A 16,588-nucleotide genomic window follows, 5' to 3' on the forward strand; every position below is an offset into this window, starting at 1 on the left:
GCCTTCCTTAAGCACGCCTTAAGGAAGGCCGCCGATGTCCCCGTACTCCCCTTTGTCCGTTTCCGGGGCGCTAGCGTCTGTCGTGCTACCCCCTCCCCCCACAAGGCGCGCCCCGGCCCGCAGACCCCCTACCCCGGCCGGGGCGCGCACCCCCCACTCAGACCGTGGCGGCCTTCCACTCCTCGGCGTAGTCGTTGAAGATCGCCCGCAGGTGGTGGCCGATCTTCAGGTAGTCCAGGTCGTCGAGGTTGGCCAGGGAGACCCGGACCGACCACTCGGGACCGTCGAAGCCGCCGCCGTTCAGGAGGACGACGCTGGTCTGCTCGGCGAGCCGGAACAGCGGGTCCACCGGCTCGTAGTTCTTCTCCAGGAAGTCCGCGAAGTCCTTCCCGTGCACCCGCTCGGCCTCCGCGAGCAGGTCCAGCTCGATGTAGTACCCGGCCCGCTTCGGATCGTCGGCGATCTTCATCTGGGCGCCTTCGAGGAGCAGTTCCAGACGCTGGCGCACGATGCCCCGGATCCGCTCCTTGTACGCCTGTCCCTCGGGCAGCAGGTCGAAGAGCGAGAACAGCGACATCATGACCTGCTGGGGCAGCGACAGTCCGGCCGTGTGGTTGAGCGCGACCTGACGGGAGTCGGCGACCAGCCGGTCGATGAACCGGATCTTCTCCGGGTCCAGGGTGAGCGTGCCGTACCGCTTGTTCAGGCGGTCCGTCTCCTCCCGGGGCAGCTTCTTGATCATCTCGTCGATGACGTTGTCGTCGTAGAGGCCGATCACGCCGAGCCGGTGGCCCGTGCAGCCGTAGTGCTTGGAGTACGAGTACACGAGGAGGGTGTTGCGGGGCAGGTCCGCGGCGAGCGAGCGGAAGCCCTCGACGAACGTGCCGTACACGTCGTCCGTGACGATCAGCAGGTTCGGGTTGGCCGTGGCGACGATGTCCTTGATCTGGTCCGTGACCCGCTCGCTCAGCGCCAGCGACGGCGGGTTCGACGGGTTGACGACACAGACCATCTTCACCGACGGGTCGGCCAGCTTGGCGACCTCCTCGGTCGGGTAGCGCCACTGGCGCACCCCGGTCTCCGTGAAGAGGCTCGCGTTGACGTTGACGACGTCGAAGCCGTACGTGTCGAGTTCGGGGATCTCGATGTACGGGGTGAAGACCGGGACCATCAGGGCGATCCGGTCGCCCTTCTTCAGGATCCCGTTCTTCATCAGGGAGTCGAAGATGTAGCACATGGCGGCCGTGCCGCCCTCGGTGGTGAACAGCGACATGTTCCCGGCGGGCGGCTTTCCGCCGAACATCTCGTCGTCCAGGTAGCCCCGTACGATCTGCTCGGTGTGCGGCAGGATGCGGCCCGGCACCGGGTAGTTGTCGCCGATCGTGCTGTCGGTCAGCTCGTGCACGAAGGCGTCCTTGTCGAAGCCGAAGCGTTCGACGGCGTACTCCACACAGCTCTGGAGGAGTTCGATGCCGGGCAGGTCGGGGTGCTGCCGGACGAAGGTGTCGAAGCGGGCGCCGGAGCCCGCGACCTCGGGCATCCCGCCGAGGTCGTCGGCGGTCCAGACGCGGCGCGACTCGGAGAGCGAGAAGTAGCCGAGCGCGAAGTACGCCTCGCGGGGGCCGGTGGCGACCCAGTTCGGGTTGCCCCGGCCCGCGTTGAGCATCTGCGTCTGCGACTTCTCCTTCTGTCCGGGCTTGTCGGCCTGCGCCTCCTGCGCGATCCGGATGAACTTGTCCTTCAGTTCGAACGGCGAGAGCTGTGCGAAGGACTGGATCTCCGCACGGGTGAAGGTGGTCTTGGGCACGGCGGGCACTCACTTCCGTCAGCGGTCGGGGCGGTGGTTCCGGGTCAGTGGTTGAGGATGACGATCACGGCGCCCCAGATGGTCAGCAGGACGTTGCCCACCGCGTAGGGGATCGTGTAGCCGAGGGTGGGGATCTGGGACTTGGACTGTTCGTTGATCGCGCCGATCGCCGCGGTCGTCGTCTGGCCGCCGGCCAGCACGCCCATCAGGATCGGGAAGCGGATCTTCTGTACGTAGTGGCCGACCAGGAAGCCCACGATCAGGGGGATCAGGGTCGCCACCGCGCCCCAGATCAGCAGCCCCCAGCCGGCCGTGGACAGGCCGCTGGTGAAGCTCGGCCCGGCGTTGATCCCGACGACCGCGACGAAGAGGCAGAGCCCCAGGGTGTCCATGAACCACTGGGCGCCGGGCGGCACGTTGCCGTACGTCGGGTACTTGCCCCGGATCCAGCCGAAGACCAGACCCATGATCAGGGCGCCGCCGGAGGTGGAGAGCGAGATCGGCACGCCCGACACGGTCAGCGCGGGGATGCCGATGCAGCCGCCGAGGAAGATCCCGAGGCCGACCCAGAGCATGTCGGTGGCGAAGGAGGTCGGCACCGGCTTGCCGATCGCCTTGCCCGCCGGGCCCACCAGCCGCTTGGGCCCGGTCAGGATCACCGTGTCGCCGCGCTCCACCTTGGTGGAGAGGCGGTACGGGTACTCCGCGCCCGCCCGGTAGATCTTGTCGATGTACACGCCGACCATGAAGGGCTCGCGGCGCAGGTCCGCGACGGTCCTGCCCATCTGCTCCTTGTTCGAGGCGACCACGTGCAGGGTCTCGGTCTCGTAGCCGAGCAGTTCCACGTCGTCGGTCTCGGGTCCGATGTTCGTCCGGGCGTCGAAGTCGACGAGCGAGCCCCGCAGCGCGCTGACCGCGACCACGTCCCCGGTGCGCAGCACCAGGTCCTGGTCGTGCGGGAGGAGCTGGCCGTCGCGCCGCACCCGGGTGAGGTAGATGCGGTGTCCCAGCTCCTTCTGCTGGTTCTCGAAGTCGTCGACGGTCCTGCCGACCAGCGGCGAGTGCTCGATCCGGTACGCGCGCAGCACGACCTCGTAGTAGCCCTCCGCGAGGTCCGGGTTGTCGCCCGGGGCGTCCAGCTCCTTGGCGAGCTGCGCGGACTCGGCGGCCAGGTCCCGCTTGTAGAGCCTGGGCAGGACGTTGGCGAGGAGCATCGCGCAGAGGATGGTGCCGAGCGGGTACGTGACGGCGTAGCCGATCGCGACCAGGTTCTCCTCGGTCTTCATCTGGTCGGCGGAGAGCCCCGGCAGGTTGCCGATGGCGTCCTGGGCGACACCGATGACCGCCGACTGGGTGAGCGCCCCGCCGAGCAGACCGGCGGAGAGCCCGGGACCGTACCCCAGCATCACGGCGAAGCCCCAGGAGACGAGCAGACCCGTCACACAGACCAGGACCGCGTTGAGGACCTGGGGAAGGCCGTCCTTCCGCAGCCCCCGGAAGAACTGCGGGCCGACCTTGTAGCCGAGGGCGAAGAGGAACATGGTGAAGAAGAGGTTCTTCACCGTGCCGTCGATCGTCACCTTGAACTGCGCGCCGAGCAGCAGCCCGGCCACCAGGCACCCCGTCACCGCGCCCAGCGCGATGGCCTTGTAGCGGAGCTTGCCGAAGAGGAAGCCGAGCGCGACGGTGATGAAGACCAGCAGCTCGGGGTGGGGCTGGAAGATGTTCCGGTTGAGGAAGTCGATCATGACCTCACGCCCCGAGGACACCGACGAGCAGGGGGCCCGTCAGCGGCAGCAGGAAGTTCGAGAGCGTGTACGTGATCGTGTAACCGAGCATCGGCACCGAACTCTTCGCGACCTGGGTGATCGAGGTGATCGCCGGGGTCGAACACTGCTGGCCCGCGATGGCGCCGATGAGCAGCGGTTTCTCGATCTTCAGCAGCTTCCGTCCGATGACCAGCGAGAGCGTCGCGGGCACCAGGACCATCGCGATGCCCGCGAACGGCAGCAGCAGGCCGTACTCCTTGAGCAGCGGCCAGGCCTGCGGGCCCGACACCAGACCGGTGCAGGCGATGAAGATCGCCAGGCCCATGTCCTTGAGGGTGGAGGCCGCCTGGGGCGGGAAGGCGCCGAAGGTCTGCGTCCGGGAACGGAACCAGCCGAAGAGCAGACCGGAGATCAGACAGCCGCCGCCGGTGCCCAGCGACATCGGGACGTCGCCGAAGCGGACCACGATCTGGCCGAGCAGCGAACCGCAGACGATGCCGAGGCCCAGGTAGATGAAGTCGGTGGCGTCGTTCTTCACGACCGAGCCGATCTTCGACGCCAGCTTGCCGAGCCCCGAGCGGGCGCCGACCAGGGTGAGCACGTCACCCCGGGCGACGACGGTCTCCGGGGTCGCGGGCAGGTGCTGGTCGTTGCGCAGCACGTCCGTCACGTACACCCCGCCGGAGGTGAACTCCGGGTGCTCCTTCGCCAGGGTGTCCAGGGACTTGCCCACCGTGTTCTGGGCGGTCAGCGAGACCTGGGTGGTGGCCAGCGGGGTGTCCAGCCCGGGGATCGCCGGGGTCTCGGGGCCGATGACCCGGCCCGCCTCGATGATGTTGGCCCGCCGTCCCACCGTGAGGACCAGGTCGGAGAGGGTCAGCTCGAAGTCGGGCGGGGGAGGGGTGAGGACCTTGCTGCCCCGCTTCACCGCCTCGACGGTGACCCGGCGGTCCAGCGACCGTTCCAGGTCGCCGACCTTGCTGCCGTCGGCGTGGGTGACGAGGAAGGTCCGGCCGACCATGCCGGGGAGCGCCTCGCGCTCGTCGGACTCCAGACCGCCGCCGCTGCCGCGCATCTTCTCCCAGAGCGCGCGGGAGGCGTCACGGAGGTCGATGCGGAGCATCATCGGCATGATCTGGCTGGTGTAGATGACGATGGTGACGAGCCCGAAGAGGTAGCAGACCGTGTACGCGGTGGCCACGTGCCCCTGGTACTCGGTGATCTGCGCCTGGGTCAGGTCGGAGAGCTTGGCGATGGCCTCGGTGGCCGTGCCGACGACCGCCGACTCGGTGGCGGCGCCCGCGAGGATGCCGGCGGCGGTGCCGACGTCCAGGTCGAAGCCCTTGGCGAGACCGAAGGCGATGCCGACGACGCAGACGACCTCGATGAGGCAGAGCGCGAAGAAGCGCAGGCTCTTGCGGTTGAGGTTGGCGAAGAACTGCGGGCCCGCCATGTAGCCGAGCGAGAAGATGAAGAGCGCGAAGAAGACCGTCTTCACGTCGTCCGAGATGGTGACCTTGGTCCAGGCGCCGAGCAGCAGCGAGACGATCAGGGTGCCGCAGATGCCGCCGAGGGTGATGGGCCCGACCCGGAGCTTGCCGACCAGGTATCCGGCCGCGAGGCAGAGGAAGAGGGCGAGTTCGGGATGGTCACGCAGGACTCCCATTCAGCCTCACCTCGCCCAAAATCTCTGAAATGCGAGCATGTTGGACATAAGGGGAAGTTAACAGGAGGAGGTCGAAGAGGATCGCCGTCGCGCCCGAACGAGTGGCGGAATCCGGAAGGACGATTCCCCGGCGGCGGGACGCCCGGGAGGGCCCCGCGCGGGACGCGTTCGCGCGCCCCGGGCCGGACGCCACGGGGGCACCCCGGCCCGGACACCACGGGACGGGTCCCGGCTCCGACGCGTCCGGGGTCCGATGTGCGCTGGGTCCGCCCCCAGCCGGACGCCACGGGGCGCGCCCCCTCACCCCTTCAGCCCTCCACCCCTCCGTCGTTTCCTCCCTCCACCCCTTCACCCCTTCACCGCGCCCCGCATCACCCCGCCCACGATGTGCCGCCCGAACAGCGCGAGCACCACCAGCAGCGGCAGCGTCCCGAGCAGCGCCCCCGCCATCACCACCGACGGGTCCGGCACGTACCCCCGTCCCAGGCCGGTGAGCGCCACCTGGACCGTCGGGTTCCCCGTCTGCGTCAGCGCCAGGACCGGCCAGAAGAAGTCGTTCCAGGAGGCCACGAAGGACAGCATCGCGAGCACCGCCATCGCGGGCCGCGCCGCCGGGAGCACCACGTGCCACAGCGTCCGTACCGTCCCCGCCCCGTCCGTCCGGGCCGCTTCGAGCAGCTCGGAGGGCAGCGCCCGCACGAGGTGCTGGCGCATGAAGAACACCCCGAAGGCCGACACCAGCGAGGGCAGCACCACCGCCTGGAGCTCGTCCGTCCAGCGCAGCCGGGCGATCAGCAGATAGAGCGGGACCACCCCCAGCTGCGGCGGGATCAGCATCGTCCCGGCCACGAGGAGCAGCAGGACGCCCCGGAACCGGAACCGCAGCTTGGCGAAGGCGAAACCGGCGAGGGTCGCGCACACCACCGTCCCCGTGGCGACCGTCCCGGCCACCAGCGCGGTGTTGAGGAGCGCCTCGCCGAGCCGGGCGTCGGTCCAGGCGATCTCCAGGTTCCGCGCCAGGTTCCGGCCGAAGCGGAACGGGGGCGGGGTCGCCGCGAGCCGCGTACCGGTCCGGGAGGCGGCGACCGCCGTCCAGAGGAGCGGGAAGAGGGAGACGAGGGTGAACAGCGCGAGCAGCGCGTACGTGCCCGCCCCGGCGCGCCCGGTCCGCATCAGCCCGCCCTCCGCGCCGTGCGCCCCCGCAGGACGGCGGGGAGCAGCCGGGCCGCCCCGCAGACCGCGACCAGGATCAGCAGCATGGTCCAGGCGAGGGCGGCGGCCCGCCCCAGGTGCAGGTTCACCCAGCCCTGCTCGTACAGGTAGAGGCCCAGCGTCTGGAACTGGCGGTCCGCCCCGCCCGAGGCGCCCGCCCCGCTGCCGAACAGCAGCGGCTCCCCGAACAGCTGGGTCGCGCCGATCGTCGACACGAGCCCGGTGAACGCGAGCGCGGGCCGCAGCCCCGGCAGCGTCACGTGCAGGAACTGGCGCCACCGGGAGGCCCCGTCGAGCGCCGCCGCCTCGTACAGCTCACGGGGGACGGTCTGTATGGCCGCGAGGTAGATCAGCGCGTTGTAGCCGGTCCAGCGCCAGATCACGATCGACGCCACGGCGGACTTCGCGGCCCAGGACCCGTTCTGCCAGTCCACCGGGCCCGCTCCGAGGCCCGTCAGGACCCAGTTGGCCATCCCGTGGTCCCGTCCGAAGAACAGGGCGAAGACCAGGGTCGCGGCGGCCACGGAGGTGGCGTACGGGGCCAGGGCGACGACCCGGAAGAACCCCCGGCCGCGCAGCCGCACGTCCAGCAGATGGGCCACGCCGAGCGCGAGCAGCAGTTGGGGGACGGTGGCGAGGACGCCGATGGCGACGGTGTTGCCGAGGGCGTTCCAGAAGAACTCGTCCCCGGCGAGCCGGGTGTAGTTCCGCAGCCCCACCCACTCGGCCCGCTCGGGCGCGGTCAGCTCGACCCGGTGCAGGGAGGCCCAGGCGGTGGCGACCAGCGGAAAGACACCGAAGGCCCCGAAGAGCACGAAGAAGGGGGAGAGGAGGGCGTACGGAGCCCAGGACCGCCGCCGCCCTCCCGCCCGCCCCCACCGGCCGCGCGCGGGTCCGGCCCCCGGGCCGGGCGGAGAAGCGGACGCCGCCGGGGACGGGACCGCGCGGGGGAGCACGGGGAGGGGCGCGGGAACGGAAGCCGTCACGGCGCCGGGCGCCGGAGGGCCGGGCGCGGGACCAGGCGCGGGGCCCGGCGCGAGGTCCGGTGCGGGGGGTGGGGGTCCCGGTGCCGCCGCTCCCGCGCCCGTGGTTCCGGGCGGGTCCCCGCCGCCCGGCTCCCGGGGGTCCGTCAGGTCCGGCACCGGTGTCACCGGTCCAGCGCGTTGTCGAGGGCCTTCATCGTGGCCCGCCAGGCGTCGTCCGGGTCCCGGCCCGTCTGGTCGATCTGGAGCATCCCGGTGTCGGCCAGGGTCTGGGTGATCAGCCCGTCCTTGGGGCCCACCGGGGCGCGGGGGACGCCCCGGGCCGCCTCGGCGAAGAGGGCGCCGACCGGTGCGCCGCCGAAGTACGCGGCGCGGGCCTCCGCCACCGCCGGGAGCGGGTACGCGGCCGAGGCGCTCGGGAAGCTCCCGCGCCGGGCGAAGAGCCGTGCCTGCTGGGCCGGGGCGGTCAGCCAGGCCGCCAGCCGGGCGGCTTCGGCGCGGTGCCGCCCGGCGGCGGGCACGACGAGGAAGGAGCCGCCCCAGTTGCCGGGCCGGGGGGCCGCCGCCACGTCCCAGCGCCCGCGGCCCGAGGGGCCCGTCTTGTCCTGGATGTAGCCGAGCATCCAGGCGGGACAGGTGACGGTGGCGAAGGCTCCGTGGGCGAAGGCCTGGTCCCAGCCGGGGGTGAACTGCTGGAGCCGGGCGGTCAGTCCCCGCCGGGCGAACGAGGCGGCGAGGTCCCAGGCCTCCCGCACGGCGGGGTTGTCGGCCACCACGAGGGCGCCCCGCCCGTCGTAGTGGCGCACGGGCGCGCCCGCCATGACCGCCGCCAGCACCCCGGACGCGGAGTCCGTGAACGCGGTGCCCTTCGGCGCGCGTTCGCGGTAGCGGAGCCCCGCGGCCAGGTACCGGCGCCAGTCCCCGGCCCACAGCCGCCCGACCGCGTCCCGCCCGGTGGGCAGTCCGGCCTTCGCGAAGAGGTCCTTGCGGTAGCAGACGGCCTGCGGGCCGATGTCGGTGCCGAGGGCGAGGACGCGCCCGTCGGGGCCGGTGCCCTGCGCCCACTTCCACGGCAGGAAGGCCCGCCGGTCCACCCCGGGGGCGGTGCCGAGCTCGACGAGCCGGTCGGCCTGGGTGGTGATCACCTCGGCGATGTTGCCGACCTCGACGGCCTGGACGTCGGCGAGCCCGGACCCGGCGGTGAGATGGGTCAGGAGCTGCGGGTAGTAGACGTCGTTGCGGGTGAGGGAGGTCTGCCGGACGGCCACGTCGGGACGGAGCCGCATGTACGCGTCGTAGAGCCCGGCCTCCTGGAGGCCGAAGGTGCCGAACACCCCGACGGTGAGGGTGACGGGCCGGGACCCGCCGTCCCCGGCCCGGTGCGCCCGCGCCGGGGAGGGCCCCTCGGGGTCGGTGGCGCAGCCCCCGGAGAGGAGGGCGGACAGGAGGAGCAGGACCAGCGCGGTCCCGTACGCGCCCGTGCCCCTCCGCCCGCTCCACATGGGCCCCGACCGTAGTGCGGCCCCGTCCGGCGGCCCGGCGGCAGCTCGCGGGGCGCCCCGGAACTCACCCGCACGGCCCGCACCGGCCCGCCCGTGACCGCCTCGGAGAGGAACAGGACCCCCGGCCCCCGGACGGTCGGCCTGATCGGGCTGGTCAGCCCGGTCGGCCTGATCAGCCCGGTAGGGCCGCTCCGGTCCCGGTCCGTCAGCCCGGCCCGGGTCCGGCGCCCCCCGGTCCGGCGCCCCCCGGTCCGGCGCCCCCCGGTCCGTCAGCCCTCGGCCGTCCGGCTCCCGGTCGGTGTCCTTCCGGCCGGGGCGCGCAGTCCCCGGACGCACGCGGCGGTGGCGACCAGCGCGCACAGCACCATGAGCGCGTTGAGCACGGCGTCGGGTTCGAGTCCCTGGTCCAGGGCGTTGGCCGCCGCGCCCCGGACGACGTACAGCTGGAGGGCGGCCGTGCCGACGAGCACCACGGCCCGGGTCCACCGGGGGACCCTCTTCATGAGGGCGGGCAGTCCGAGGAGGGCCGCGGCCCAGAGCAGCAGGACGACGGCCGCCGCCATCACCGCGAGGAAGGCGCCGGGACCGGACCGGTCGGGCTCGGGACTGTCCACGGCGAGGAGGACGGAGGCCAGCTGTAGGAGCAGGAGGTAGCAGACCTCCAGGACGAGGACGGACGCCCCGGCCCGCCGGAGGGAGAGGGAGGTCACAGGCGCTCCTCGACGGAAGTGGGGAGGGGAAGGAGGGGCGCGGTCGCGGACCGCCCCGGCGCCGTGGAACGACTCAGGCCCCGGTTCGGATGAACCGGGGCCTGAGTCTTCAGGGTGAGTAACGGGACTTGAACCCGCGACATCCTGGACCACAACCAGGTGCTCTGCCAGCTGAGCTATACCCACCATGACCAGCGGTCTTCCCGAAGGTTTCCCTGACCGGCCGAGAAGAAGTCTACAGGGTCCCGGAGGGTGCTCGCGCCCGCCTTTTCCGAGGCGGGTTCCGGGGGCGCGAGCGGCCCTGCGGGAAGGGGGTCATTCGGACGGGACGACGTGCCGCGCGGCGATCCGCTTCGCGGTCTCCGAGTCGGGGCCGGGCTGCGGGACGAAGACCGCCTCGCGGTAGTAGCGCAGTTCCGCGATGGACTCGCGGATGTCGGCGAGCGCGCGGTGGTTGCCGTTCTTCTCCGGGCTGTTGAAGTACGCCCTCGGGTACCAGCGCCGGGCCAGTTCCTTGACCGAGGAGACATCGACGATCCGGTAGTGCAGGTGGCCCTCCAGGGCGGGCATGTCCCGGGCGAGGAAGCCCCGGTCGGTGGAGACCGAGTTCCCGCACAGGGGCGCCTTGCCCGGTTCCTTGACGTGCTCGCGGATGTACGCGAGGACCTGGGCCTCCGCGTCGGCGAGCGTGGTGCCGTCGGCGAGCGCGTCGAGCAGGCCCGAGGACGTGTGCATCCGGCGCACGACCTCCGGCATGGTCTCCAGGGCCGCGTCCGGCGGGCGGATCACGATGTCCACCCCGTCGCCGAGTACGTTCAGTTCCGAGTCGGTGACCAGTGCGGCCACCTCGATGAGTGCGTCGTCCGTCAGCGAGAGCCCGGTCATCTCGCAGTCGATCCACACCATGCGATCGTTCATGCGTCCTACCTTAGGGGGCTTCCGGCTCTCCGAGCAGGCCGACGGGCGCCCGGGAGAGGTCTCCCGGGCGCCCGTGGGTCCCGCGCGGCGCGGCCGGTGGCCGCGCCGCTCCTTCGTTACGGCGCGCTGCGCTGGCCCGGGAGCGCGGGGCGCCCGGGTGCGTAGGCGTCGGAGTGCGGCTTGCCCGGTTCCAGCCCGGACCCGGGCCGCCGGGCCCCGACCTGGGCGGGCACCATCGGGTCGAGCACCGCCGTGCTGGTGTCGCTCTGCGGTCGCCTGGCGCGGTACGCCGCCCGGTAGGCAGCCGGCGAGGAGCCGAGCTGCCGCCGGAAGTGGCCGCGCAGCGCCACCGGGGAGCGGAAGCCGCACCTGCCCGCCACCTCGTCGACCGAGTAGTCGGAGGTTTCGAGCAGCCGCTGCGCCTGCAGCACCCGCTGGGTGATCAGCCACTGGAGCGGGGCGGATCCGGTCAGCGAGCGGAACCGGCGGTCGAAGGTCCGCCGTGACATGTAGGCGCGGGCGGCGAGGGTCTCCACGTCGAACTGCTCGTGGAGGTGCTCCAGCGCCCAGGCGACGACCTCGGCCAGCGGGTCGGCGCCGATCTCCTCAGGTAAAGACCTGTCGAGGTAGCGCTCCTGACCGCCGCTGCGCCGCGGCGGGACGACCAGCCGGCGCGCCAGGGCGCCCGCGGCCTCCGTGCCGTGGTCGGTCCGCACGATGTGCAGACACAGATCGATTCCGGCCGCCGTTCCGGCGGACGTCAGGACGTCCCCGTCGTCGACGAAGAGCTCCCGGGGGTCCACGTGGACCGACGGGTAGCGCTTGGCGAGCGTCGGCGCGTACATCCAATGCGTGGTCGCCGGGCGGCCGTCCAGGAGTCCGGCCGCGGCGAGGACGAACGCCCCCGTGCACAGGCCGACGATCCTGGCGCCCTCCTCGTGCGCCCTGCGCAGTGCTTCGAGCGCCTCCGGCGGTGGCGGCGAGGTGATCGACCGCCAGGCCGGGACGACTACGGTGCCCGCGCGGCTGATGGCCTCCAGGCCGTAGGGCGCGGTCAGTTCGAGTCCACCGGTGGTCCTCAGCGGGCCGTCCTCGCCCGCGCAGACGAGCAGCCGGTAGCGAGGCACTCCGGCGTCCTGCCGGTCGATCCCGAACACCGAGAGCGGAATGGAGCTCTCGAAGATGGGGCCGCCACTGAACAGCAGCACCGCGACGACTTCGCGACGACGGCGTCCGGTCAGTTTCCGTGCGGCCTCCGGTACGGCGGAGTCCTGGCTCATGACGCTAAGCCCCCCTCGGTGTTCGCGTCTCCCTGGTCGTGTCGCACCTGCACGTTTCCCCTCGGTTCTGCACGAGACCCCAGTCTTCGGTACCCATGATCGAATCTACTGCGTCCGATGGCACCGGCGTGACAAGTTCTCCATCCGGTGGATTGTCGACAAGGCCACTTGGCGTGAAGCGATCGATCGCGGAGACTTCCCGGGTGAGGGCGCCCGGGAAGGGCCGGTGCGGGAAACAGCCCCGTACGCGGGGGGTGCGGGCCCCTGGGGCGGGGCATTCCCGGGTGTCGGCACCGGGGTTGGACAACCGTTTCGCCAAGGGCTCACCGATGGCTGGAAGTTGGCTGAAAACATATGGGTTCGGTTGTACGAACCTGTCAACTCGAAGAGGAGCGGACGGAAGCGGGGACCGATTTCCGTCCCGTTCCGTCCCGGTTCGCCCCCGGCCGGTTCAGCCCCGCCGGGAGCCGTGGGCGCCCTCGCCGCGCAGTCCGCGCTCCGCGCGGCGCAGCAGCAGCCGGCAGGCGGCCGTCACCGAGACCAGTCCGCACGCGGTTCCGGCCGCCCCCGCGAGGGAGGAGCCGTAGACGAGGAGGACCACCGGTACGAGCGCGCAGCAGAAGACCGCCCACCGGACGACGTCCCCCGTCTGGTCCGCCGGACCCGCTCCCGTGCCCGCACCCGGTCCCGTCGCGGCCTCCGGTCCGGCGTCCGGCGTCCCCGCGCCCGGCTCCCGCACGGCCGGGGGCGCGGGCCGCCGCCGCCCGCGCGGCGCGGAGAGGAGGGGAGCGGGCGCGATGGGGGTCTGGCCGGTGGCGGTCGATGGTGCGGGCACGGGCGTTCTCCCTGCGACGGTGGCTGGACCTGTGGCAACGAGGAACGGAACGGTCCGGTCACTCTCGGCGACGTCCGTTTGGCCCCCGTACGGACACCTGTAGGGCACATCCGGCATTGCCAGATCCCGAACCGCTCGTGCATGCTCCCTGGAACGCCGTGCGCGAGCCGCGGCGCACCGGGTGCGGCACGGCGGACTCTGGGCAGGAGAGGAGTGTCGCCGTACCCTTGGGGGTATGGGCTTGGGAAGATGATTCCCGGACACAGCTCCGCCGTCACCCGTCGTTCGTCCCCTCCGTTCCCCGTCCCTTCCCACGAGGACCTTCTTCGCCGAGACACCGATGGCCGGTCACGAATTCTCCGAACCCGCGGACCGCGAGCGCGTCGCCGACTCCACGGTCGACCCCCTCGCGGTGGAACAGACACGTCACGCCTGCGATCCGGCCTTCCGGCACGGGGTCGTCGTCGGCTTCGACGGCTCCACGTCCAGCGAGCGCGCCCTCGCCTACGCCATCGGCATGGCCAGGCGCTCCGGCTCGGGCCTGATCATCGTGCACGTGGCCAACCGGCTGCCCACCACGGTCTGGGCCGGGTGCGAGCCGCCCGTCTTCGTCGACGTGCCCGACCACCGCACCGAGGTCCTCGGCCTCGAGCTGGCGTGCGCCGAGCACCTCTCGGAGGTGCCGTGGATCCTCGTCGAGCGCGGCGGGGACATCTGCCACGAACTGGAGGAGGTCGGGCGGGAGTACTCGGCCGACGCCATCGTGGTCGGCTCCACGCACGGCATCGTCGGCCGGATCTTCGGCTCCGTCGCCGGGCGCCTCGCGCGCCGCGCGCAGCGGCCCGTGATCGTCATCCCGTAAGCCCCGCGCGGCACGTGCCGTCGTCACTCACGACCCGTCAGATGACTGGGTCAACTGCTGTTCTCCGGCCATAATTTCGGCCTTCCTCAGGTGAATTGCGCGCTTGTGAAGGGTACATAAGGGTCACCGGATCACAGCAGCTCACGCAGCATGACTGCGCACCTGAAGGGAGCCCGCCGTGAGCAACGACATCGCCGCGGGAAACACCACCTCGACTCTCGGACACCTCGCCCTCGGACTCACCCTGCTGGCCTTCGGCCTGGGTGGCACGGGCGTCATCGACCACGTCACGGCAGCCGATGCCGCGGGCCTCGCCACCTGGGTCGGCGGGGTGACGCTCTTCCTCGTCGGGCTGCTCGCGCTGCGCGCGGGCGACAAGGCCGGGGGCACGGCACACACGGCGCTCGGCGCCTTCTGGTTCACCTGGGGGATCGGGGCGGGCGGCGACGCCTCGGCCGACGCCGCCGGGGTCTTCCTGCTCCTGTGGGCGCTCCTGGTGCTCACCCTGACGCTGGCCGCCTCGGGCAGCGGACCGTTCGGACAGGGCGTGTACGGGCTGCTGTTCGTCGCGCTGGTGCTGCTGGGCACGGGCGCGCTCGCGGACAACGGCACGCTGGGCAAGGTGGGCGGCTGGGTCGCCGCGGTCGCCGGTCTCGCCGCCTGGTACGGCGCCACGGCGGCCGTCGCGGGCTGGCCGACGGCCCTCGGCCGGGCGAACCGGAGCGCGGTCCCGGCGGCCTGAGCGGGCGGGAAGGGGAGCGGCCCCCGGTGCGAAGGCACCGGGGGCCGCTCTGGTGTCAGGCGAGCCGCCGGGGGACAGGCCCGGCGGGCGCGGCGGGTCCGGGGGACAGGCCCGGACGGCCGCTACTCGACCGTGACGGACTTGGCCAGGTTGCGCGGCTTGTCGATGTCGCGGCCCATGGCGAGCGCCGTGTGGTAGGCGAGGAGCTGGAGCGGGATGCCCATCAGGATGGGGTCCAGCTCGTCCTCGTTCTTCGGTACGACGATGGTGTGGTCGGCCTTCGCCTGCGGCTGGTGCGCCACCGCGAGGATGCGGCCGCTGCGGGCCTTGATCTCCTCCAGGGCGGCGCGGTTCTTCTCCAGGAGGTCGTCGTCGGGGACGATCGCGACCGTCGGCAGGGCGGGCTCGATGAGGGCGAGCGGGCCGTGCTTCAGCTCGGAGGCGGGGTAGGCCTCGGCGTGGATGTAGGAGATCTCCTTCAGCTTGAGGGAGGCCTCCAGGGCGACCGGGTAGCCCCGGACGCGGCCGATGAACATCATCGACTGGGCGCCCGCGTACTCCGCGGCGATCTTCTTGATCTCGTCCTCGGTCTCCAGGATCTCGCTGATCTGCGCGGGGAGCCTGCGCAGCCCCTCGATGATCCGCTTGCCGTCGGTGACGGACAGGTCCCGGATGCGGCCCAGGTGCAGGGCGAGCAGCGCGAAGGCGGTGACCGTGTTGGTGAAGCACTTGGTGGAGACGACGCAGACCTCGGGGCCGGCGTGGACGTACACGCCGCCGTCGGCCTCCCGGGCGATGGCGGAGCCGACCACGTTGACCACGCCGAGGACGCGGGCGCCCTTGCGCTTCAGCTCCTGGACGGCGGCGAGCACGTCGTAGGTCTCGCCGGACTGGGAGACGGCGATGTAGAGGGTGTCGGGGTCCACGACCGGGTTGCGGTAGCGGAACTCCGAGGCGGGCTCGGCGTCGGCGGGGATGCGGGCCAGGGACTCGATGAGCCCGGCGCCGATGAGACCGGCGTGGTACGAGGTGCCGCAGCCGAGGATCTTGATCCGGCGGATGGTGCGGGCCTCGCGGGCGTCCAGGTTCAGACCGCCGAGGTGCACGGTGGAGAAGCGGTCGTCGATCCGGCCGCGCAGCACCCGGTCGACCGCGTCGGGCTGCTCGGAGATCTCCTTGTGCATGTACGTGTCGTGACCGCCCATGTCGTACGAGGCGGCCTCCCACTCGACGGTCTCGGGGGTGGCGGTGGTGGTGGTGCCGGAGACCGTGTAGGTGCGGAAGTCGTCGGCCTTGAGGGTGGCCATCTCGCCGTCGTCGAGGGTGACGACCTGACGGGTGTGGGCGATCAGCGCGGCGACGTCGGAGGCGACGAGCATCTCCTTCTCGCCGATGCCGAGGATGACCGGGGAGCCGTTGCGGGCGACGACGATGCGGTCGTTGAAGTCGGCGTGCATCACGGCGATGCCGTAGGTGCCCTCGATGACCTTGAGCGCCTCGCGGACCTTCTCCTCCAGGGAGTCGGCCCGGGAGCGGGCGATGAGGTGGGTGATGACCTCGGTGTCCGTCTCGGAGGCGAAGACGACGCCCTCGGCCTCCAGCTTGGCGCGGAGCTCCTGGGCGTTGTCGACGATGCCGTTGTGGACGACGGCGACCTTGTTCTCCGGGTCCAGGTGCGGGTGCGAGTTGACGTCGCTCGGCGCGCCGTGGGTGGCCCAGCGGGTGTGGGCGATGCCGGTGGTGCCGGTGAAGCGCTTGGGGACCTTGGCCTCCAGGTCGCGGACCCGGCCCTTGGCCTTCACCATCTTCAGGCCGGAGGCCTTCGGGCTGGTGATGACGATGCCCGCCGAGTCGTATCCCCGGTACTCCAGGCGCTGAAGGCCCTCCAGGAGCAGCGGGGCGACGTCACGCTTACCGATGTAACCGACAATTCCGCACATAAAGGTGAAACCCCTCCAGGTTGACGAGTGTGCTCAGCCGTAGACGATGCGGCGCAGCTGCCGGAGCGAGAGCTCCTGGGGCGCCACGGCCCGGTGCGGGAGTTCCGCCGCGATCCGTTCGAAGATCTCGGCGTTCACGGAGCCGCCGGACTGCAGCTCGCGGTGGCGGCGCCGGACGAACTCCTCGGTCGTCTCGTCGAAGTACGCCAGCACGTCGAGGATCACCCGGACCGCCTCGCCGCGCTGGAGCGCGGTGCTGCGCACCAGGTGGTCGATGAGGTCGTCGTGTGACGGGCGGCGTTCGAGCACCCATGAATACTGCGGGGTACACAAGGGCCTTTGCAAGAATCCTGCCCGATATC

14 protein-coding genes and 1 tRNA gene are annotated in these 16,588 nt (G+C 71.6%); 2 read left to right on the forward strand and 13 right to left on the reverse strand.

Translation table 11 applies throughout. The features are described 5' to 3' along the window. Positions 1–157: 157 nt before the first annotated feature. The 11 genes from ACFXGN_RS21910 to ACFXGN_RS21960 all read right to left on the reverse strand — a co-directional run bounded on the left by ACFXGN_RS21910 (position 158) and on the right by ACFXGN_RS21960 (position 12,682). On the reverse strand, positions 158–1,807 hold the full coding sequence (locus ACFXGN_RS21910) for a bifunctional aspartate transaminase/aspartate 4-decarboxylase (protein WP_384861657.1): 1,650 nt from the start codon (positions 1,805–1,807) through the stop codon (positions 158–160). A gap of 44 nt (positions 1,808–1,851) precedes the next feature. Then, the gene (gene aspT / locus ACFXGN_RS21915) at positions 1,852–3,555 is read right to left on the reverse strand and encodes an aspartate-alanine antiporter (protein WP_384861659.1); all 1,704 of its coding nucleotides are present in this window, start codon (positions 3,553–3,555) and stop codon (positions 1,852–1,854) included. 4 nt (positions 3,556–3,559) lie between these two features. Next, on the reverse strand, positions 3,560–5,242 hold the full coding sequence (gene aspT, locus ACFXGN_RS21920) for an aspartate-alanine antiporter (protein WP_384861661.1): 1,683 nt from the start codon (positions 5,240–5,242) through the stop codon (positions 3,560–3,562). Positions 5,243–5,590: 348 nt separating this feature from the next. After that, positions 5,591–6,415: a carbohydrate ABC transporter permease gene (locus tag ACFXGN_RS21925; protein WP_384861663.1), complete on the reverse strand. Its 825-nt coding sequence runs from the start codon at positions 6,413–6,415 to the stop codon at positions 5,591–5,593. After that, complete coding sequence (locus ACFXGN_RS21930) at positions 6,415–7,410, reverse strand: carbohydrate ABC transporter permease (protein ID WP_384861880.1); 996 nt, start codon at positions 7,408–7,410, stop codon at positions 6,415–6,417. The genes ACFXGN_RS21925 and ACFXGN_RS21930 overlap by 1 nt, the downstream gene beginning before the upstream one ends. A gap of 191 nt (positions 7,411–7,601) precedes the next feature. Continuing rightward, complete coding sequence (locus ACFXGN_RS21935; RefSeq protein ID WP_384861665.1) at positions 7,602–8,939, reverse strand: ABC transporter substrate-binding protein; 1,338 nt, start codon at positions 8,937–8,939, stop codon at positions 7,602–7,604. A 269-nt stretch (positions 8,940–9,208) separates the two neighbouring features. Then, positions 9,209–9,649 (reverse strand): hypothetical protein, encoded by a 441-nt coding sequence (locus ACFXGN_RS21940; protein ID WP_384861667.1) that lies wholly within the window; start codon positions 9,647–9,649, stop codon positions 9,209–9,211. A 113-nt stretch (positions 9,650–9,762) separates the two neighbouring features. Further along, positions 9,763–9,835: transfer RNA gene (locus tag ACFXGN_RS21945), tRNA-His, on the reverse strand. A gap of 129 nt (positions 9,836–9,964) precedes the next feature. Next, a complete protein-coding gene (gene orn / locus ACFXGN_RS21950; RefSeq protein WP_384861670.1) occupies positions 9,965–10,567 on the reverse strand; it encodes an oligoribonuclease in 603 nt (200 codons plus the stop codon). Between the two features lie 116 nt (positions 10,568–10,683). Next, positions 10,684–11,847, reverse strand: coding sequence for a helix-turn-helix domain-containing protein (locus ACFXGN_RS21955; RefSeq protein ID WP_384861672.1), 1,164 nt, complete (start codon positions 11,845–11,847; stop codon positions 10,684–10,686). A gap of 451 nt (positions 11,848–12,298) precedes the next feature. Further along, entirely contained in the window at positions 12,299–12,682 is a 384-nt protein-coding gene (locus ACFXGN_RS21960; RefSeq protein WP_384861675.1) for a hypothetical protein, read from the reverse strand. A gap of 340 nt (positions 12,683–13,022) precedes the next feature. On the opposite strand from ACFXGN_RS21960, the gene ACFXGN_RS21965 reads away from it, so the two are divergent. Then, entirely contained in the window at positions 13,023–13,544 is a 522-nt protein-coding gene (locus ACFXGN_RS21965; RefSeq protein WP_384861677.1) for a universal stress protein, read from the forward strand. A 178-nt stretch (positions 13,545–13,722) separates the two neighbouring features. Then, a complete protein-coding gene (locus tag ACFXGN_RS21970) occupies positions 13,723–14,286 on the forward strand; it encodes a GPR1/FUN34/YaaH family transporter (RefSeq protein ID WP_384861680.1) in 564 nt (187 codons plus the stop codon). 122 nt (positions 14,287–14,408) lie between these two features. On the opposite strand, the gene glmS is transcribed toward ACFXGN_RS21970, so the two are convergent. Together glmS and ACFXGN_RS21980 are read right to left on the reverse strand one after the other, a co-directional pair. Beyond that, the gene (glmS, locus tag ACFXGN_RS21975) at positions 14,409–16,226 is read right to left on the reverse strand and encodes a glutamine--fructose-6-phosphate transaminase (isomerizing) (protein ID WP_384861683.1); all 1,818 of its coding nucleotides are present in this window, start codon (positions 16,224–16,226) and stop codon (positions 14,409–14,411) included. Between the two features lie 33 nt (positions 16,227–16,259). Beyond that, complete coding sequence (locus tag ACFXGN_RS21980; RefSeq protein WP_384861686.1) at positions 16,260–16,535, reverse strand: hypothetical protein; 276 nt, start codon at positions 16,533–16,535, stop codon at positions 16,260–16,262. Between the last annotated feature and the right edge of the window lie 53 nt (positions 16,536–16,588).

Source organism: Streptomyces sp. NPDC059247, assembly GCF_042754005.1.
In the GTDB taxonomy this organism is placed as follows: domain Bacteria; phylum Actinomycetota; class Actinomycetes; order Streptomycetales; family Streptomycetaceae; genus Streptomyces.